Below are 18,821 nucleotides of genomic sequence, written 5' to 3'. Positions count from 1 at the left end.
TCTACTCCCCGCCCTTAAAAGTATTGTTTCCAAAACCCGCCGGCTTACCGCCCGGCAGGTTTTGGAAATACAGCCCGAACTCAATTAGATTCATTATAGCTTGGATTTTGTATACGTGTCAAGCACAGCTTGCTGTTTGCCCATAGTTTGCCGGGCAGTTTCCAGTGCCTGTCCAACCTGAGAGTACGATGTTCCGCCAAACGAATTACGGTTGGCTACACAGGTTTCCACTTGAATCGCTTCGAGAATATCATCCTCAAACAGCGGTGAAAACTGTTTGAACTCCGCCAGCGACAAATCCATCAGCCATTTATCCTGTTCAATGCAATAACGGACGCTTTTGCCCACAACCTCATGGGCCTGACGGAAAGGCAGCCCTTTTTTGACAAGATAATCGGCCATATCGGTGGCATTGGAAAAATCATTGCGCACTACCGACAACATACGCTCAGCATTGACCCGCATGGCCCGGATCATGGATGCGTACACGGTAAGGCTGAATTTGACCGTGTCAATGGTATCAAACAACCCTTCCTTGTCTTCCTGCAGATCTTTGTTATAAGCCAGAGGCAGGCCTTTGGCCACCGTAAGCATAGCCATCAAATGACCAAATACCCGGCCGGTTTTCCCTCTGACCAGCTCGGCGACATCAGGATTTTTCTTCTGCGGCATAATGCTGGACCCGGTGCAGTGGGCATCATCAAGTTCAATAAAAGCAAATTCCGACGAGCACCATAAGATAATTTCCTCGCTGATCCGGCTTAAATGCATCATCAAAATCGATGCAAAAGACAGAAACTCCAAAATGTAGTCGCGGTCGCTGACTGCATCCAGACTGTTGTGGTAAAGCTGACTGAAATTCAGTTGCTCCGCCACATAGTGCCGGTCAATAGGAAAGGTGGTGCCGGCCAGAGCGCCGGCGCCCAGCGGCAACAGGTCGGTACGTTCGTAAACGCCCTGCAGGCGGGAAAAATCCCGGGCCAGCATGAAAAAATAGGCCAGCAGATGATGGGAGAATAAAATGGGCTGAGCCCGCTGCAAATGCGTATAACCCGGCATAATGACCCCGGCGTTTTTTTGGGCGGTTTCCACAAAGGCCTGTTCAAGTTCAATAAGCAGCCGGGCAATTTCGGCCAGTTCTTTGCGCACATACAAATGGGTATCCAGCGCCACCTGGTCATTGCGGCTGCGGGCGGTATGCAGCTTGCCGCCCACCGGGCCGATCCGCTCGGTCAGCCGCTTTTCGATATTCATATGAATATCCTCCAGCCCGATTTCAAAACTAAAATCGCCGGCTTCAATATCGGCCAGTATCTCCTGCAGTCCGCCGATGATCGCCTCTGCTTCCCCGGATTCAATAATGCCGCATTTCGCCAGCATCCGGGCATGAGCAATACTGCCGGCAATATCTTCCCGGTACATCCGGCTGTCAAAGGCAATGGAGGAGGTAAACTCCTCCACCATAACATCGGTATTTTTGGCAAATCTGCCGCCCCACAGCTTACTCATTGGACTTCTTCGCCTCTTTCTGCATTAATGCTCTGACCTGCAGCGGCAGTCCGAACAAATTAATAAAGCCTTCGGCGTCAGCCTGATTATATACTTCGTCCTCGCCGAATGTTACAAAGCCTTCATGATAAAGTGAGTATGGCGATTTTGAACCGGCGCTCACAATATTGCCCTTATATAATTTTAACCGTACCAGGCCGGTTACGTTTTGCTGCGTGGCATCAACAAAAGCGTCCAGCGCTTCCCGCAGCGGCGAAAACCACATGCCGTCGTAAACCAGCTCAGCATAACGGATGGCCACTTGTTCTTTATAATGCAGCGTTGCGCGGTCCAGCGTCAAATATTCCAGTTCCCGGTGCGCATAATACAGGATTGACCCGCCCGGATTTTCATAAACGCCGCGGGATTTCATCCCCACCAGCCGGTTTTCCACAATATCGGCAATTCCGATACCATTGGCGGCGCCAAGCTGGTTTAATTTGGTCAGCAGGGCCACTGAATCCAGCTGCTGGCCGTCAACAGCCACCGGCACGCCCTGGGCAAATTCAATTTCCACATAGGTGGCTTGATCAGGCGCTTTTTCCGGTGTGGTGGTAACCATATACACATCATCCTGCGGCGCGTTCCAAGGGCTTTCCAGATCCGCGCCTTCATGGCTTAAATGCCAGATATTCCGGTCCATGCTGTAGGGGCGTTTTTTGGTGACAGGCACCGGAATGTCATGTTTTTCAGCATAATCAATCGCATCTTCGCGGGATCTGATATCCCATTGACGCCAGGGCGCAATAATTTTCAGGTGTGGCGCCAGCGCCTTGACCGTTAATTCAAATCTTACCTGGTCATTGCCTTTGCCGGTGGCGCCGTGCGCAATGGCATCAGCGCCTTCTTTTTCGGCGATTTCCACTAAAGCCTTCGCAATAATCGGCCGGGCAAAGGAGGTCCCCAGCAGGTATTTTCCTTCATATACAGCGCCGGCCTTTAACGTCGGCCAGATATACTCTTCAATAAACGGTTTCGTGAGATCTTCCACATAAATTTTGCTGGCTCCGGATTTAATGGCTTTTTCCCGGACGGTTTCCAGTTCATCGCCCTGGCCGAGATCGGCGCACATGGCAATGACTTCGCAGTTTTTATAGTTCTCTTTCAGCCAGGGAATGATCACGGAAGTATCAAGACCTCCGGAGTATGCCAACACTACTTTTTTAATATCGCTCATTTTTTCACAGCTCCTTTTTCATTGCCCATCACTAAAGCCATAATCGCTTTTTGTACATGCAGGCGGTTTTCAGCTTCTTCAAATATGACCGACTGAGCACTTTCCATTACCTCATCGGTAATTTCCTCACCCCGGTGGGCCGGCAGGCAGTGCAAAACAATGGCATCGCGCTTGGCGGCGTCCATCAGTGCGCGGTTCACCTGAAAGTCCTGAAAAATTTTCGCTCTGGCCGCCTGTTCCTGTTCCTGGCCCATACTGGCCCAGACATCCGTATAAATGACATCAGCGTCAGCTGCGGCCGCCAGCGGGTCATGACCCAATACAATCTTACTGCCGGAAATCCCGGCATCCGCCTGGGCCTCTGCAACAGCCCCGGCATGAGGACCATAGCCGGCCGGAGTTGCCACGGCAATGTCCATCCCCACTTTGGCGCAGGCATGCAGCAGTGCGTTTACCATATTGTTGCCGTCGCCAATATACGCCATTTTGAGCCCCTTAAGCCGGCCCTTGCATTCCAGCACGGTAAAAATATCGGTAAGAGCCTGGCAGGGATGCAGCAAATCGGTCAAACCATTGATCACCGGAATGTCGGCATACTTGGCCAGTTCTATCACTTCATCATGGGAAAACGTCCTGATCATAATGCCATCCACATAACGCGACAAAACCCTGGCCGTATCCTTAACCGGCTCGCCGCGGCCAATCTGCAGGTCGTTGGCTGACAAAAACAAGGCCATCCCGCCCAGTTGCCACATCCCGGCCTCAAAGGATACTCTGGTTCTGGTTGACGACTTTTGAAAAATCATCCCCAGCGTTTTGCCCTTTAGCAAATGATGCTCTTCACCGCGCTTCTGCTTGGCTTTAAGTTCCCGGGCCAAATGTAAAATCTGCTCAACTTCAGCCAGCGACAGATCATGAACCGATAGTAAATCCTTCCCCTTCATGCTCATTGCCTAAAACCCCCACATAAAAATAATTATAACATGAAAATTCCTCTCATTTTAAGGAAATTGTTATTTTCTATTCCCGGCAGTACCCCTGAACCCTGCAGGATGCAGGAGGTTCTAATCCCGCGCCAGGACTTTATCTAAAATAGCGATGACTTCGTCTACATGCGCCCCGGTAACATTCAGCGGCGGAACAAAGCGCAGCACATCCCCTGCTGTACAGTTGATAATAGCGCCGTGTTCCAGGCATTGATTGACAATATCCCGGCCCGGCCTGGTCAGCTTTACTCCCAGCATCAGACCCTGCCCCCGCACAGCGCTGATCAGGCGGGGATATTTTTGCCGAAGGCCTTCCAGCCCGGCCAGCATATACTGACCGATCCTCCCGGCATTGCCAACCAGATCTTCGGCGGCGATAATTTCCAGCACAGCGTTGGCGGCGGCGCAAGCCAGCGGATTGCCGCCAAAGGTAGAGCCGTGGTCGCCCGCTGCAAAAGCGGCCGCCACTTTATTGCTGGCGATAAAAGCACCGGCAGGCACTCCGCCGGCCAGTCCTTTGGCCAAAGTGACGATATCCGGTTTGATACCGGAGTGCTCGTAGGCGAACATTTTTCCCGTCCGTCCCATACCGGTTTGAATTTCATCAAAGATCAGCACAGCGCCGTATTGGTCACAAAGCTGCCGCACCCCGGCCAAATAACCGGCATCCGGAATATTAACGCCGCCTTCGCCCTGGATGGGTTCAAGCACGACTGCGCAAGTCTTGGCGGAAACCAGGGCCTTCAAGGCCGGCAAATCATTGTAAGGCGCATAGTGAAAGCCGCCGGGCAGAGGTTCGTACCCTTGCTGGTATTTAGGCTGGGCTGTGGCCGTCAAAGTCAGCAGCGTCCGGCCGTGAAAGCCGTCCCTGGCGGTAATGATATCCACTTTGTCCGCACCAAGAGTTTTCCCGTATTTGCGCGCCAGCTTAATGGCCCCTTCATTTGCTTCCGCACCGCTGTTGGCCAAAAATACTTTGTCCAGCCCGCTTAAGGCCGCCAGGGACTTGACCAGCTTAGCCTGAACCTCGGTATAATATAAATTGGAGCAATGGATAAGCGAACCGGCCTGACCGGCAATGGCCCTGACCAGCTTAGGATGGGCGTGCCCCAGAACATTCACGGCAATGCCGGCTAAAAAGTCAATATATTTTTTTCCGTCTATATCATAGACATAAGGCCCTTCACCCCGGGTGAGCACCAAAGGATAGCGGGAAAATACCGGCATATAGTGCTCTTGATCAATTTTAAAAATCTCTTCTTTTTCCATGAACAGCCCTCCTATTTTACCACTTCGGTACCAATTCCTTCGGCCGTAAATACTTCCAGCAGCAGCGAATGCGACTGACGGCCATCGATGATGTGCGTTTTATTGGCTCCGCCGGTTAAGGCCCGCACACAGGCCTCCACCTTGGGAATCATTCCGCCGTCGATATTGCCGGCCAAAATCATTTCGCGGGCCTCAGCCAGCGTCAGGGTGGAAATAAAGCTGTCTTTATCCTGATAATCCCGGTAAATCCCTTCAACATCGGTCAGCAGCAGCAGTTTTTCCGCCTCCAGCGCCCCGGCAATTTCCCCGGCTACATAGTCGGCGTTGATATTATAGCTTTCGTTATGATCGCCGACGCCGATCGGCGCAATGACCGGAATATAATCCTGGGCCAGCAGTGTTGTTAAGATGGCCGTATTAATTTTGACCACGTCACCGACAAAACCGATATCCACTTTGCGGATTTCACCCTGCTCGTAAACCTCCGCCAGGTGCTTCCGGGCTTTAATGAGATCGGCGTCTTTGCCGCTTAACCCAACCGCCTTGGCGCCCCGTCGATTCAGAAGAGCGACTATTTCCGAATTGATTTTTCCCACCAGCACCATTTCGGCTACGGCCACCGTTTCAGCGTCAGTCACCCGCAGCCCGCTGACAAACTCCGACTGCTTGCCGATCTGTTTTAAAAAGCCGGTAATTTCCGGTCCGCCGCCATGTACGACCACCGGCCGCATACCCACATATTTCATTAAAATGATATCCTGAATCACTTTATGTTTTAATTGATCATTAATCATGGCATTGCCGCCATACTTAATGACAATGGTTTTGCCATAGAAACTTTGGATGTACGGCAAAGCCTCAATCAGCACCGCCGCCTTTTGTTCCGGCATAAAGGTCATGTAATCCACCCTTTTCAATGTTTTCAGTCTTCCCGCTAACGGATGAACACAGGGGACAAGCCCCTGTGTCCGAGTGCCGCCGGCGGTCAGGTATGATATTCCCCGTTGATTTTGACATATTCATAAGAAAAATCGCAGCTCCACACGGTTGCTTCGGCCGTCCCTGCTCCTAAGTCCACAGTTACCGTAATATCGTGCTCAGCCATTACTGCTTTCAATGCCTGTTCATCGTAGCTTATGCCCATGCCTTGCTCGACGATGGGGATATTGCCAATGGCCATTGCCGTTTTCTCCGGCGCAGCCTGTGCACCGGAATAGCCGATTGCGCAGATAATCCGGCCCCAATTGGGGTCCTGGCCGAAAAAGGCGGTTTTAACCAGCGGCGATTTGGCGACTGTCATCGCCGCCTGCTTGGCCTCGGCAAAACTTGCCGCGCCCCGGACCGTGATTTCCAGGAATTTTGTCGCCCCTTCACCGTCTCTGGCGACCAGTTTCGCCAGTTCGGTGCAAACCTGTCGCAGGGCGGCGGCAAAAATTTGGTAGTTGCCGTCAGCCTGCGAAATCAGCGGATTGCCCGCAACTCCGTTGGCCAGCACCGCCACCATATCGTTGGTGCTGGTATCCCCGTCAACCGAAACCATATTGAAAGAAACATCAACAGCAGCGGTCAGCGCTTGTTTTAACAACGACGCGTCAATTGCGGCGTCGGTGGTAATAAAGCTAAGCATCGTGGCCATATTGGGATGAATCATGCCCGATCCTTTGGCAATTCCGGCAATTCTCACCGGTACGCCGCCCAGCGCAAACTCATACGCGCAGGATTTGGCAAATGTATCGGTGGTCAAAATGGCCTGACTGGCCTTAACGCCGCCCGCCTCCGCCAATTCGGCGACTGCCTTTTTAATTCCGCCGGCCAGTTTATCCATTGGTAAATTTACTCCAATGATGCCGGTTGAAGCCACAAAGACTTCCTCCGCCTGGATGCCCAGCAATCCGGCGGCAACCGCCGCCATCTCCCGGGCGTCGGCCAGCCCCTGCTGACCGTTGCAGGCATTGGCGCAGCCGGAATTGACGACAATAGCCGCCGCCCGGCCCAGTTCGGCAACCTGACGCGATACAATAACCGGCGCCGCCGCCATGGTATTCAGGGTAAACACGCCGGCCGCCGCCGCCGGGCTGGTGCTATAAATAACTGCTACATCTTCTTTGCCGCTTTTCTTTATTCCGGCTTTTACCCCTGCCGCTTTGAATCCTTTAGGGGCGGTTATCGTACCATTGATTTTTTTCAACTTAAATTCCCTCCAACTCGATTTAGCGCAAACAATCCATTTTTATGTTATCTTTCAGAAACCTTGCTTTAAGGATACAGCGGCGCCTGCAGCAGTCCGGTCCGCTCATCCAGGCCAAACATTACATTGAAATTCTGAACAGCCTGGCCAGCCGCTCCTTTTACCAGATTGTCAATTGCCGACAGCACAATAACCCGGCCGGTCCGCTCATCAATATGCCAGCCCAGATCACAGAAATTTGATCCCCGGGTCTGCTTGGTCGCCGGATAAGCGCCGCGTCCCAACAGGCGGACAAAATATTCGCCGCCATATAGCGCCTGAAATGCTTCGTCAACCGCTTCCGGCGTTACTCCCGCTTTTAAGGAAGCATAGCAGGTGCTGAGAATGCCGCGGGCCATCGGGATTAAATGCGGTGTAAAGCTAATTGTCAGCGGCTGCCCGGCAAAGTCCGTCAACGCCTGCTCAATTTCCGGCGTATGGCGATGGCCGCCCACATTATAGGCTTTCAGGTTTTCAAACATTTCGGTGAAATGACTATTGAGGCTTAAGCCCCGGCCGGCCCCTGAAACCCCTGATTTAGCGTCAATAATCACACTGTTTAGCTCAATCAGCCCCCGCTTAACCAAGGGCGCTAACGCCAAAATACTGGCGGTGGTATAACAACCGGGATTACCCACAATTGCCGCTGCTTTGACCTGCTCACGGTAGAGTTCGGTCAAACCATACACCGCCCCGGCGTCAGCATGGACATGGGGAACCTTATACCACTGTTCATAAACCTTGCTGTCGCGAAAACGATAATCGGCGCCTAAGTCGATCACCTTGACGCCGGCTTCAGCTAAAATTTTTCCAGCCGCCATGGCGTGACCATGCGGCAGTCCAATAAACACGGCATCGCTGGCGGCTGCAATCTTATCCAGATCCTGCAAACTATCCAGTGTGTGCTGATAAAAACTGTTCAAATGAGGGTAAATACCGGCAATTGCCGCACCCGTCCGGCTTTCCGAAGTAATATGTATGATTTCCGCCTGCGGGTGTCCGGCAAGGATACGCAGCAATTCCTCTCCGGTATAACCCGTTGCGCCGACTATGCTGACTTTCAAATGACATGCCTCCTTATTTTCCTAACGCTTGGTCTTTAAGCCGGTATTCTGCCCCGAAAGTTTTGCTCCCGCCGGGAAAACAGGCCCGGAATTAAGCGCTGTGCTTATTAATAATTATACAATATATATGTATAAACTTGCAATAAATTTGTATACAAAATTTTATGGCAGCCTTGCATCATTTTACCGGCCGGACGAATTATTCACCGGCAGTGATTCCTTTAGGCAAAAACAACGCCACCGCATGGCCGGTTCCCCGCACTTCTTCATAGGATAATATTTCGGCGGTAACTTCGATCCCGCCCAGCAGGCCAAGTAAAAAACAGACCGGTCGTAGTCCGTCTCCTCCGGCTTCGGCGATCAGCTCACGGTCCATTGAAAAAACGGCCTTGACACTTACTGCCTTTAGCGCCGCCAGCAATTGCCGGTCAAACTCTTTTGCCCGCAGGCAGTCTGCCGTTGACAAATCTCCGGAAGCAATGACAGCCACCCGCTTGTCCACGAAATTGACAGCCGCCTGAACGGCTTTGCCAAAGGTATACATTTCCTCGTAAGGCAGCTCGCCCATCGATAAATGCACCAGCTGGCCCTTAAATCCGGCTTTATGCAAATAATACAGCGGTATAATAGCCCCGTAGTCCAAGGTCAGCGGTACCCGCCGGGTTTTGGCGACTTCATCCGTAAACTCAAGCAAATAAATGCCCAAACGGTTGGCCTGCTTTAAAATATGACGGACCAACAGCCCGTCGGTCTCAAAGCCCAGGGAGATTTCCGGCGCGCCAAAATCGCCCAGATTGCCTTTTAACCGCGGATGCACACTGATACAGGCGGCATCTTCAACGACCGGGCCATGCGGAGTTATGACAATGATCGTTTGTGGATTATATTCTTTCATTATTTTTGCTGCTTGCAGGGCGGCATCAACAGTTGCCTGAACTTTGCTCAGTTCAGCCTTGCCGATTTCCGGGATCATGATTGGCGGATGAGGCATCAAAGCACAGCCGATAAATTTTCTCACAAGATCACTCCTTGGCAAATCAATCTGACGTTATCGTCCCACAGCTTGGCTGAAATGATACGCGAGCGCTTTGGCAATCTGCTCCGCCAGCTGCTGCTGATAATCCGGGTCAGCCAGCAAAGCCGCTTCACGTGGATTGGTTAAGTAGCCTGTTTCAATCAGTACTCCGGGAATGTTTACTGAATTCAATATTAAAATTTGCAAGTCCTGCTTGGCTTGGCGTTTATTGCCGGGGGGATATTCTCTGAGTCCCAGCTGCATGGCTTCGGCCAGCGGCTTATTGCGGTCGTCCTTGGGATTGTAAAATACCTGCGACCCGAACCATTGCGCGCCTTTGACGGCATTGCAATGCACACTGATAAACAGTTCGGCCCCGGAGGTTTCGATAATTTCCACCCGCCGCAGCAGGTCGTTTCTTTTACCGCCCTTGCCCTTGGTATAATAATCGGTATCGCCATCCCGGGTAAAGCTTACTTTGGCGCCATGGCTTTCTAAAACGTTCCTCAGCTTGCCGGCCACCGAAAGCGTGATATCCTTTTCCGTCAGGCCATGATGCTCGGCGCCGCTGTCAATGCCGCCATGCCCCGGATCAATCACAATACTGCGGCCGTTAAGCCTGGCCATATCGACCTGATCAAGTTCGCTTACAGCAAAAAATTCCAAAGCCAGGACATTTACCGCCACAGCCGCTATACCCAAAAACGCCAGTTTACGGAGCAGCTTACCACGAATTGACATTACCCGCATACAATCCCCTCCAGCACCAAATCCAGTACCTGATAAAGTACTAGTATACTCTATGCCGGAGTTTGTTTGGCTATGTCGTCATTCACCGTACTGGTCAAACCCCGCCGCCTGGAGTAGAATAAGGTTAAGCGTTTTTGCGAGGAGGTCTAAATGAATATACGTCATTTTCTGCTGTCATTGCTTATTTTGTTTGCCGCCAGTTTTTTATGGGCCGGCGGCGGAAACCTGATTAGCAGCTATCTTCCTGCAGCGGCGAAATCACAGGAATTCGCCGGTGCAGCCAGCACCCTGCTGGACAGGTCTTACCGGATCATCGCCCTGAAAAAAGCCGTGCAGGCCAAGCTGACCACCAAAAACTACATACCGTTAAAAGATATTCCCCTTACCGTCCAGCAGGCCGTCATTGCCGTTGAGGACAACCGCTTTTATCAGCATGCCGGCTTTGATATTGAAGGAATCCTGCGAGCAACGCTGGTCAATCTCCAAACAGGCCGCATTCAGGAAGGCGGCAGCACAATCACCCAGCAACTGATAAAGAATTTATTTCTAAGCTCCGAGCGGTCACTCAGCCGCAAAATAGAAGAATTCATTTTGGCTGTTGATATGGAATTGCGCTATTCTAAGGAAGAAATACTGGAAATGTACTTAAATTCCATCTATTTTGGCTCAGGAATGTATGGCATTGGTGAAGCTGCCGCCGGCTATTTTGCTAAAACGCCGGCTGAATTATCCCTGGCTGAAGCGGCGCTGCTGGCCGGCCTGCCGAACGCCCCGTCCTTAAACTCGCCTTATGTAAATTTCACTGCCGCCAAACAACGCCAGGCAGTTGTACTCACTGCGATGGTCAAAAAAAGCTATATCAGGCCGGCGCAGGCTGAAGCAGCCAATGCCGAACCCATCATTTTAGCCCAGCATCAACCGTAAACCTTCGACTCGCGCTGCCGGCGGACGTTATACAGGAGGCCTGCCGGCCTCCCTGTTACTGTTAAAAAAAGTTTTTTAGCGGCTCCCATTCACCTGAATCAAAAGCATCGTTAACCGTTGTCCGGTACGTTCTTTCAATGGTAAATTCCCGTATTTCGGTATTTTCATCGATAAAACGGCTGTCTTTGACCAACCGGCCTTCATCCTGAATATTAAAGGCCAGCAGCGTATAGTAGGACCCTTTAGTTCCTACCGGCATTTCTTTAACAACAACGCCCATCGTCAGCGGCGACTGCCGCTCCTGGAACTGGCTGGTGACCTGCTCATTGCTGACAAAAGCTTCAGCTTTCGCCGAGGTGATGAGACGGTAAACTTCAGGATAGTAAAGCTTAAAATCCTTTATTTTGACGGCGGCGTCAGGCGTAAACCGCTGCGCCTGCACCAAACCGTTATTGGCGAAACGGACTTCCATTTGCGTTCTTAAGCCTTCCCGCGCAAAGGAGTACATATAAGAGGCGGCTTTAGCCCGCTCTTTTCCCCGTGTCTCCCATTCGGCTGCGGCCCACAGCTGGTTATCGGTATCAATCACCAGCCGGTAATCGCCATAACTGGCCGCGATTGATTCTTTATCATCATCGAGGCCGGCAAACGCTGCCCCGCTGCTTAACAGCAGTACTGCCAGCGTTCCTGCAATTATTTTTTTCACTGTATAACCTCCATTATTTTTACTGTATTTAATTACACCAGCCCGGCAGTTTTCCTGCCGGCAGTTCCAAAATACTTTATGAAACGGCAGCAACCAGCCGCTTGAAACCGGCTGGTTGCTTTAGTTGTTGATCCTTCTATTCGGGCTTCTGCTCCTGACCATTGGCAGGCTTGAGCGATTGCGCAAGTTTTATATTTAACTCCAGCAGCTGGTAGACTGTATCGGGAGCCACGCCGTACCGATCGGCGGTTGCAATGATCTTCTGCCAGGTCTGCTCTGCTTTAATCTGATAATTGTCCGGATGCTCCTGAAACGTACTGTCGGTTTTTGCTCCTGATTGCGCTGGTTGATAGCCCACAAGCCAGTCAATGCTTACTTTAAAATGATCAGCAAGCCGCAGCAGCGTTGCAATATCCGGCTCACGACGGTTTACTTCCCATGAAGCCAGTGTCGAACGGTCAACCTGCAGGATCAGGGCTAATTCTTCCTGCGTTAATTGCCGGCGTAATTGTTTTAATTTATCTCCTAATGTTTCCATGCGCACACTCCTTACTATTACGATAGCGCGCCTGGAAAAACAGTGCAATTATTATGTCCATAAGACACTCACGTGGCAGGAATTTACAATATAACCGCCGAATAGTGTCATACAGACACACTTTAAATAACTGAATGCAAATTGTAAGGAGGATCTCAATGCGTATCATAATCCTTGCCCGGAGGATCGCAACTATGCCCAAAAACAACCAGGTATATCCATTTACCATGGAGCCGGCTATAAAGCCGGAGCCGTTAGACTGCGAAAATGATGATGCGCGTGAAATGCTAAGCTCAATTAGCGATCCGCTGACTGTCATTAAAGGGTATCTGCAGTTTTATAAAAAAAGCTCCGCCCAGCACGATCAGGCCTGGCTGGATGAAGTATTCCGGGAAATAGAAACACTGGAAGTTATGTTGAAAAATCACACACGCCACGGATAATAAACCGCAGCCCGCAATAAAACTTGACTTCGGCTTTACCTTTCGGTGTAAAATAGAAGAAGCAGGCTATTTTATGTGAAAGGCAGGAATCCTATGACTAAAGCAAAAGTCTATTTTACCAGCATGCGGGCAACCCCTAAGATGAATCTATTGCAAAAACTGGAACGGCTTGTACGAAAAGCCGGTATTGAACAAATTAATTTTAAAGCCCAGTACGCGGCCATCAAAATCCATTTTGGCGAACCGGGCAATTTGGCCTACCTGCGGCCCAATTATGCCAAAGTGATCGCCGACACCGTTAAAAATCTTGGCGGCAAAGTTTTTCTTACCGATTGCAATACGCTCTATGTCGGCCGTCGTAAAGATGCGCTTGAACATTTGGACGCCGCTTACGAAAACGGCTACAATCCTTTTACCACCGGCTGTCAGATCATTATCGGCGACGGCCTGAAAGGAACTGACGAACAGGTGGTTTCCGTCCCCTGCGGTCAACATGTAAAAGAGGCTAAAATTGGCCGGGCAATTATGGACGCCGATATCTTTATTAGTCTCAGTCATTTTAAAGGCCATGAGCTTACCGGCTTTGGCGGAGCCCTGAAAAATATTGGCATGGGCTGCGGCTCCCGCGCGGGCAAAATGGAAATGCACAGTGACGGAAAACCCCGGGTGCGCACCAAAGCCTGCGTTGGCTGCGGCGCCTGTGTAAAAATCTGCGCGCACGGCGCTCCGGTCATTACCGAAAAAAAAGCAACGATTGACCATGAAAAATGCGTCGGCTGCGGGCGCTGTATCAGCGCCTGCCATTTCAATGCAATTGCCGCGGCCTGGGACGAGTCCAACGATGTGCTCAATAAAAAAATAGCTGAGTATTCCTGGGCTGTATTACATGGCAGACCGCATTTTCATATCAGCCTGGTCATTGATGTTGCTCCGTTCTGCGACTGCCATGCCGAAAATGATGTGCCAATCATCCCTGATATCGGCATGTTTGCTTCCTTTGATCCGGTAGCGCTGGATATGGCCTGCGCCGATATGGCGAACAAGGCTGTCGCCCTGCCGGACAGCTATTTGGCGGAACAGCTTGAAAAACGCCATCATACCGCCGGTGAGCAGGATCATTTTCATATTACCCATCCGGAAACCAATTGGCTGTCCTGTGTTGAACATGCGGAAAAGCTTGGTCTGGGCAGCAGGCAATATGAACTGATTGAAATTTAACGCCATAGGCAACGAACAGAAAAGTCAGCCGGTTATACGGGCTGACTTTTCTGTTCGCCTTATGTCTATGAAACACCTGCACATCCCCACTGGCTCAACCAGCCGCCAGCCGCCAAAATTGCCGTAACAGATGTTTACCGTCAGCATGCTCTTGCACGGCGGACATCAGTTCATCAACATTTTTTCCGGCCTGCTGCAAGGTGTCGCGGTCATCTTCAAGATACATCCGGACAATTCCCGCATTAAATTCAGGATGAAATTGCACGCCCCAGATATGGTTGTCAATCACATAGGCATGATGGGGTTCAAAATTGTTTTTCGCCAGCAATTCCGCCCCGGGCGGTAACTTTACCACTGTCTGTGAATGACTGACATACCCCCGAAACACGGTTGGCAGTATGCCCAGCAATGCGTCCTGCCGCCCGGCGGGCGTCAACGAAATTTGCACAGTGCCTATTTCCTCGCCGCCGGGGTGATAATCAACTTTACCGCCAAAGGCCTCCGCCAGCAGCTGATGTCCATAACAAATGCCCAGCACTGGCATTGCCGACCCTCTCAACCGCCGCAGCCAGCCGGTAAGAGCCACACTCCAGTCCGGATAGTCGGTAACCATGGCATGGGAGCCGGTAATGATGATCCCGGCAATAGCTGTTAGATCATCCGGCAAAGCCAGGCCTGCGTCAGCCTGGACAACCGTCGCGGCCGCCAACGGCAGCAGGTTTATGATTTGCTCCTCAAAATCGCCATACCGTTGTTTAATCGCCGGCAAGGTACTGCCGGTTTTAATAATTAACAGCTTTTTCACATCTGCGGCCTCCTGGTTTTTAATGCTTAAATTATCATAAATAAGACCAAATTTCAAGGGGGGGTTAAAGCCCCCTGAAATGAAATTGCCCCTTGGCAGCTCTTAACCCCGGTTGCAGAGGAGGCGTCTTAATGCAGGTTGGGGAGTGAAAAGCGCCGGGATATAAAAAATTCCGGCCGGCAGTTTACACCGCCAACCGGAAATTTACAGCCTTGTGGTCACCCTTTAGCCAACCCCAGTCCGCAGCCGGACCGGCAGGCTAAAACTTAAAGGTTGCGCCGACTGCCAGTTCATCCTTATCCCTGCCGCGATCAGGCATAAAATTAGTATATGTAACATTGAGATCAACATTAGCGGCTAATCGATAACCGGCGCCCAGCTGCAATTCATTAAAATCATCGCCGGCGATAAAAGAAGCAAAACCATCAAGCTGCGGCGCTAACGGGGCCTGCAGGCCCAGGCCCAGATACAGGGCTGAATCGGTATAATCAAAATCACGATTGCCAATGATACCTCTGAGAGTGTTGGAAAACTGATACTGTCCGTAAATGTCCTTCATATCACCGTAGTAATCACGGTCAATGGACTGATACCCGAGCGTAAAGCGGTCGCCGAATTTATGCTCGATGTAAAACGCGTCACCGCTTAGGCCCACCGCCGTTTGTTCTTCCGCCAGGTTGTTGAGCGGAGCGGCAAAACTTGTACTTGTGCTCAACACAAGCAAAGCTCCCAACATAAGCAAACTTTTTTTCATTGTGAAACCTCCCTCACATGATCATAATTCACAAAAGTATCATGATGAAGCTTTTGCGTAAGGATGCACCTTCAGACTATAGCATGCAATTTTTAGATTTCCTTTAGAAATACCATTCCTTCTGTCCCCGGCAAGAAAATGCGAAGCAAAAGTAATCCCGGCAATATTGTTGGCACTGGCATTTACTGGTATAATAACCTTGGGTTGTTCAGGACGGTTAGCACTCCCGTTGACAGGGGGTGATGCTTATGACTACATATGAGGCGTTGTCTTTTGCTATCGCATTTGCCACGTTAATCGTACTGCTCATAAAGCAGAAATAGCCGCCCCTGACCAAGGTTTCGGCTATTTCGGAATAGTTTTCCTTCGGCTAACCGTTCGGTTAGGCAACCCGGGACTGGCATGTTTGCGCATGTCAGTCTCTTTATTTATATTATACCCGCTTTTAGAAAATATTCAAATGCTTTCATCTAATTTAAGACCATACCCTTGATTATCTGATTGTCCCGCTGCCGTTTATTTCAGCCACGCTGCGCCAATCCGGGCTGCCGCCCGCCGGCAAGCCTCCCCTGCCGGCATGTTGATGCCGCTCGTAAGCCTTGGGCACTCTTTACGATCAAGACTTTAGTGATTTGAACTTAATTGCTGAAAATTGATCTTTTAGCGAGTAACAACTGCTGCTTCTGTCAGTTTTGAAATATTGCTTTAATAACAAAATAACAACAAAAACCCTTGCGAACACAAACTTCGCAAGGGTTCCATTTTTGCAATACTAGCGTTTGGAGAACTGTGAGGCTTTGCGGGCTTTTTTGAGGCCGTATTTACGACGCTCTTTCTCGCGTGGATCACGAGTCAGAAAGCCTGCTTTTTTCAGGGCCGGACGGTATTCCAGGTCTACTCTCAAAAGAGCGCGGGCAATACCATGACGGATGGCGCCGGCCTGTCCGGAAGGACCGCCTCCCTCAACTTTTGCCAGCACATCATACTTACCAAGAGTTTCCGTCAGGTTAAGCGGCTGCTTAACAATCAGCTCAAGGGTTTTAAGACCGAAATAATCGTTGAGCGGACGATTATTAACGATGATATTTCCTTCACCCGGAACCAGACGAACTCTGGCAACCGAAGTTTTTCTGCGGCCTGTGCCGTAGTGGTTAACTAATGCCATGTAATGTTCCTCCTTTCCGGTTAGCGTACGTCAATTTCTAATACTTCAGGGGTCTGCGCAGCATGTGGATGCGCAGCGCCGCTGTAAACTTTTAGCTTGCGGTACATTTGGCGGCCGAGCGTATTCTTCGGCAGCATACCTTTAACAGCTAACTCAAGCACTCTCTCCGGCCTTGTTGACAACATTTTGCCAGCGGTGGTAAAGGTTGTTCCACCAGGATAACCTGAATGACGGAAATATGTTTTTTGAGTTAGTTTTTTACCAGTAAAGACAACTTTATCTGCATTGATGACAATCACATGGTCACCAGTATCAACATGCGGAGTGAAAGTCGGTTTATGTTTGCCGCGAAGAACTTTTGCCACTTCGGCGGCTAATCTACCTACAGTTTTACCTTCGGCATCTACTACGAACCATTTGCGTTCAACATTGGCCGCATTTGCCATGAAAGTTGTTTTCATTCAATATCCCTCCTTGTCCAAGCAATTCCAACATTGATTTAAATCCTGAATTCCGGGGCTAATGGAAGTCGTGACAAAATCTCATAAAATCATTGTAATAAATAGGCAACCTAATGTCAAGGACTTTACCTTGTTATTGACAAATTTTATTTTCTGATTTTCACTTTCGTTGCTTTTTAGCGCGAATAACGCACTTCTTTTAAATATAACCCCTGCGGCGGCGCTGTTATACCGGCTTGGGTACGGTCACGGCTAAGCAAAATACCGGCAAATTGTTCGGCAGTCAGGCGGCCCTGGCCCACCTGAATCAGCGTACCTACCAGATTGCGAACCATATGATACAGAAAGCCGTTGCCCCCAAAAGAAAACTCAATCAACTGCCCGAGGCTGCTGCAGGAGGCTTCAAAAATCGTTCTAACCGGCTTAACGGAGGACCCGCCGGCGGCCCGGAAAGCGGAAAAGTCGTGTGTGCCGATTATGTACTGCGCAGCTTGGTTCATTCCGGCGACATTGAGCGGTTGACTGATATGCCAGCTGTAATTGCGTCTAAAGGGGTCGGCCAGCGGTGACTGCAGCACGCGATAAATATATATTTTGCTTTGTGCCGACCGGCGGGCATGAAAAGCAAGGGGAACCTCCTCCCCGGCGGTGACGACTATATCAGGCGGCAGGAGTCCGCGTGCTGCCTTGGGAATATTGCCGGCAGGTATTGTGCTGCCGGAAGTAAGAAAATTTACCGTCTGCCCATAGGCGTGTACACCGGCGTCAGTACGCCCGGCGCCGGTAATCTTAAGCGGATGACCGAACAGCACGCTAAGTCTGGTTTCTAATATTTCCTGAATTGCCAAAGCATTGCTCTGGCGTTGAAAACCGTGATAGCAGGTTCCGTCATAGGCTATCGTCAGCTTGATATTGCGGTTAAAATCAGGCGTCTTATTGTTCATCGTTTTAACCATTGTCATACCTATTGGCCTGTGGTAACCCGCAAATAGATTAAACTGCCGACAAGTACCGCCATGATCCCATAAGCCGCCCAATCTCTGCCGCCATGCTGCAGTTCTTTCATGCGGGTCCTGTTTTCACCGCCGCGATAACACCGGGCCTCCATGGCTACCGCCAGCTCGTCGGCCCGGCGAAAGGCGCTGATAAACAGCGGTACCAGCAGCGGCACCATACTTCTTACCCGCCGGACCAGATTGCCTGAGGCAAAATCAGCGCCACGCGCCATTTGCGCTTTCATAATTTTATCCGTCTCTTCCAGCAGGGTGGGAATGAACCGGAGGGCAATGGTCATCATCATCGCCAGTTCATGGGCCGGCAGGCCTGCTTTGGCAAAGGGTTTCAGCAGCCTTTCAATTGCGTCGGTCAAAGCAATGGGAGAAGTGGTATAGGTCAGCAGCGAGGACATTACAATTAACAGCATCAGCCGGACCGCCATCAAAACGCCCTGCCGCACTCCCTCAAGGGTGATATCCAGCGGACCCCAGGAATAGATGACCTGGCCGGGCGTGGTTAGAATATGAATCGCCAGGGTAAGCGTAATGATGATCCAAAGCGGTTTAAGCGATTTTAAAATCATCACCGGCGGAATTGCCGAAACCATCAGAATGAATAAAACAAAACACAGCATTAAGGCATATGCGGTATAACTCTGGCCAATAAAAATACTGGAGATAAACAACAGGACGCAAATGATTTTCGTCCGGGGATCAAGCTGGTGGATAAAGGAACTTCCAGGAAAGTACTGGCCTAATGTGATATCGGTAAGCAT

The 18,821-nt window shown here is 50.6% G+C and carries 21 protein-coding genes; 4 read left to right on the top strand and 17 right to left on the bottom strand.

Going from position 1 to position 18,821, the window contains the following annotated elements; translation table 11 throughout:
• Window positions 1-93 precede the first annotated feature (93 nt).
• The 9 genes from argH to BLR06_RS12985 all read right to left on the bottom strand — a co-directional run bounded on the left by argH (window position 94) and on the right by BLR06_RS12985 (window position 10,036).
• Window positions 94-1,509, bottom strand: coding sequence for an argininosuccinate lyase (gene argH / locus BLR06_RS13025; protein WP_092073894.1), 1,416 nt, complete (start codon window positions 1,507-1,509; stop codon window positions 94-96).
• Window positions 1,502-2,725, bottom strand: coding sequence for an argininosuccinate synthase (locus BLR06_RS13020; RefSeq protein WP_092073892.1), 1,224 nt, complete (start codon window positions 2,723-2,725; stop codon window positions 1,502-1,504). The genes argH and BLR06_RS13020 overlap by 8 nt, the downstream gene beginning before the upstream one ends.
• Complete coding sequence (argF, locus tag BLR06_RS13015) at window positions 2,722-3,675, bottom strand: ornithine carbamoyltransferase (RefSeq protein ID WP_092073890.1); 954 nt, start codon at window positions 3,673-3,675, stop codon at window positions 2,722-2,724. The genes BLR06_RS13020 and argF overlap by 4 nt, the downstream gene beginning before the upstream one ends.
• A gap of 114 nt (window positions 3,676-3,789) precedes the next feature.
• Window positions 3,790-4,980 carry an acetylornithine transaminase gene (locus BLR06_RS13010; protein ID WP_092073888.1) on the bottom strand — a complete coding sequence of 397 codons (1,191 nt, stop codon included), beginning with the start codon at window positions 4,978-4,980 and terminating at the stop codon, window positions 3,790-3,792.
• An 11-nt stretch (window positions 4,981-4,991) separates the two neighbouring features.
• The gene (argB, locus tag BLR06_RS13005; protein ID WP_422699858.1) at window positions 4,992-5,879 is read right to left on the bottom strand and encodes an acetylglutamate kinase; all 888 of its coding nucleotides are present in this window, start codon (window positions 5,877-5,879) and stop codon (window positions 4,992-4,994) included.
• 86 nt (window positions 5,880-5,965) lie between these two features.
• The gene (gene argJ / locus BLR06_RS13000) at window positions 5,966-7,168 is read right to left on the bottom strand and encodes a bifunctional glutamate N-acetyltransferase/amino-acid acetyltransferase ArgJ (protein ID WP_092073886.1); all 1,203 of its coding nucleotides are present in this window, start codon (window positions 7,166-7,168) and stop codon (window positions 5,966-5,968) included.
• Window positions 7,169-7,236: 68 nt separating this feature from the next.
• Window positions 7,237-8,271 (bottom strand): N-acetyl-gamma-glutamyl-phosphate reductase, encoded by a 1,035-nt coding sequence (argC, locus tag BLR06_RS12995; protein WP_092073884.1) that lies wholly within the window; start codon window positions 8,269-8,271, stop codon window positions 7,237-7,239.
• Window positions 8,272-8,470: 199 nt separating this feature from the next.
• A complete protein-coding gene (locus BLR06_RS12990; RefSeq protein WP_245698141.1) occupies window positions 8,471-9,289 on the bottom strand; it encodes a class III extradiol dioxygenase subunit B-like domain-containing protein in 819 nt (272 codons plus the stop codon).
• Between the two features lie 30 nt (window positions 9,290-9,319).
• Window positions 9,320-10,036, bottom strand: a complete 717-nt coding sequence (locus BLR06_RS12985) for an N-acetylmuramoyl-L-alanine amidase (protein WP_092073882.1) — start codon at window positions 10,034-10,036, stop codon at window positions 9,320-9,322.
• Between the two features lie 150 nt (window positions 10,037-10,186).
• Between BLR06_RS12985 and BLR06_RS12980 the strand changes: the two genes are divergently transcribed.
• Window positions 10,187-10,960, top strand: coding sequence for a transglycosylase domain-containing protein (locus tag BLR06_RS12980; RefSeq protein WP_092073880.1), 774 nt, complete (start codon window positions 10,187-10,189; stop codon window positions 10,958-10,960).
• Window positions 10,961-11,021: 61 nt separating this feature from the next.
• On the opposite strand, the gene BLR06_RS12975 is transcribed toward BLR06_RS12980, so the two are convergent.
• Together BLR06_RS12975 and BLR06_RS12970 are read right to left on the bottom strand one after the other, a co-directional pair.
• Window positions 11,022-11,666 carry a hypothetical protein gene (locus tag BLR06_RS12975; RefSeq protein WP_092073954.1) on the bottom strand — a complete coding sequence of 215 codons (645 nt, stop codon included), beginning with the start codon at window positions 11,664-11,666 and terminating at the stop codon, window positions 11,022-11,024.
• A 136-nt stretch (window positions 11,667-11,802) separates the two neighbouring features.
• Window positions 11,803-12,204: a helix-turn-helix domain-containing protein gene (locus BLR06_RS12970; RefSeq protein ID WP_092073878.1), complete on the bottom strand. Its 402-nt coding sequence runs from the start codon at window positions 12,202-12,204 to the stop codon at window positions 11,803-11,805.
• A 158-nt stretch (window positions 12,205-12,362) separates the two neighbouring features.
• On the opposite strand from BLR06_RS12970, the gene BLR06_RS12965 reads away from it, so the two are divergent.
• Window positions 12,363-12,647: a hypothetical protein gene (locus BLR06_RS12965; RefSeq protein WP_092073876.1), complete on the top strand. Its 285-nt coding sequence runs from the start codon at window positions 12,363-12,365 to the stop codon at window positions 12,645-12,647.
• Between the two features lie 93 nt (window positions 12,648-12,740).
• Complete coding sequence (locus BLR06_RS12960) at window positions 12,741-13,865, top strand: DUF362 domain-containing protein (protein ID WP_092073874.1); 1,125 nt, start codon at window positions 12,741-12,743, stop codon at window positions 13,863-13,865.
• A gap of 94 nt (window positions 13,866-13,959) precedes the next feature.
• On the opposite strand, the gene BLR06_RS12955 is transcribed toward BLR06_RS12960, so the two are convergent.
• Both BLR06_RS12955 and BLR06_RS12950 read right to left on the bottom strand, forming a co-directional pair.
• On the bottom strand, window positions 13,960-14,670 hold the full coding sequence (locus tag BLR06_RS12955) for a glutamine amidotransferase (protein WP_092073952.1): 711 nt from the start codon (window positions 14,668-14,670) through the stop codon (window positions 13,960-13,962).
• A gap of 259 nt (window positions 14,671-14,929) precedes the next feature.
• Window positions 14,930-15,424 (bottom strand): hypothetical protein, encoded by a 495-nt coding sequence (locus BLR06_RS12950; protein WP_092073872.1) that lies wholly within the window; start codon window positions 15,422-15,424, stop codon window positions 14,930-14,932.
• Between the two features lie 242 nt (window positions 15,425-15,666).
• On the opposite strand from BLR06_RS12950, the gene BLR06_RS20385 reads away from it, so the two are divergent.
• Window positions 15,667-15,747 carry a putative holin-like toxin gene (locus tag BLR06_RS20385; protein ID WP_423069636.1) on the top strand — a complete coding sequence of 27 codons (81 nt, stop codon included), beginning with the start codon at window positions 15,667-15,669 and terminating at the stop codon, window positions 15,745-15,747.
• 449 nt (window positions 15,748-16,196) lie between these two features.
• Here the strand turns inward: BLR06_RS20385 and rpsI are convergent, their stop codons facing one another.
• The 4 genes from rpsI to BLR06_RS12930 form a co-directional block, all read right to left on the bottom strand.
• Complete coding sequence (gene rpsI / locus BLR06_RS12945) at window positions 16,197-16,589, bottom strand: 30S ribosomal protein S9 (protein WP_092073870.1); 393 nt, start codon at window positions 16,587-16,589, stop codon at window positions 16,197-16,199.
• 20 nt (window positions 16,590-16,609) lie between these two features.
• The gene (rplM, locus tag BLR06_RS12940) at window positions 16,610-17,050 is read right to left on the bottom strand and encodes a 50S ribosomal protein L13 (RefSeq protein ID WP_092073868.1); all 441 of its coding nucleotides are present in this window, start codon (window positions 17,048-17,050) and stop codon (window positions 16,610-16,612) included.
• 176 nt (window positions 17,051-17,226) lie between these two features.
• Window positions 17,227-18,006, bottom strand: coding sequence for a tRNA pseudouridine(38-40) synthase TruA (gene truA / locus BLR06_RS12935; RefSeq protein ID WP_245698147.1), 780 nt, complete (start codon window positions 18,004-18,006; stop codon window positions 17,227-17,229).
• A gap of 8 nt (window positions 18,007-18,014) precedes the next feature.
• The gene (locus BLR06_RS12930) at window positions 18,015-18,821 is read right to left on the bottom strand and encodes an energy-coupling factor transporter transmembrane component T family protein (protein ID WP_092073866.1); all 807 of its coding nucleotides are present in this window, start codon (window positions 18,819-18,821) and stop codon (window positions 18,015-18,017) included.

It is taken from the genome of Dendrosporobacter quercicolus (genome assembly GCF_900104455.1).
GTDB classification, from domain to species: domain Bacteria; phylum Bacillota; class Negativicutes; order DSM-1736; family Dendrosporobacteraceae; genus Dendrosporobacter; species Dendrosporobacter quercicolus.
This window is presented reverse-complemented; position numbering and strand designations above follow the sequence as displayed.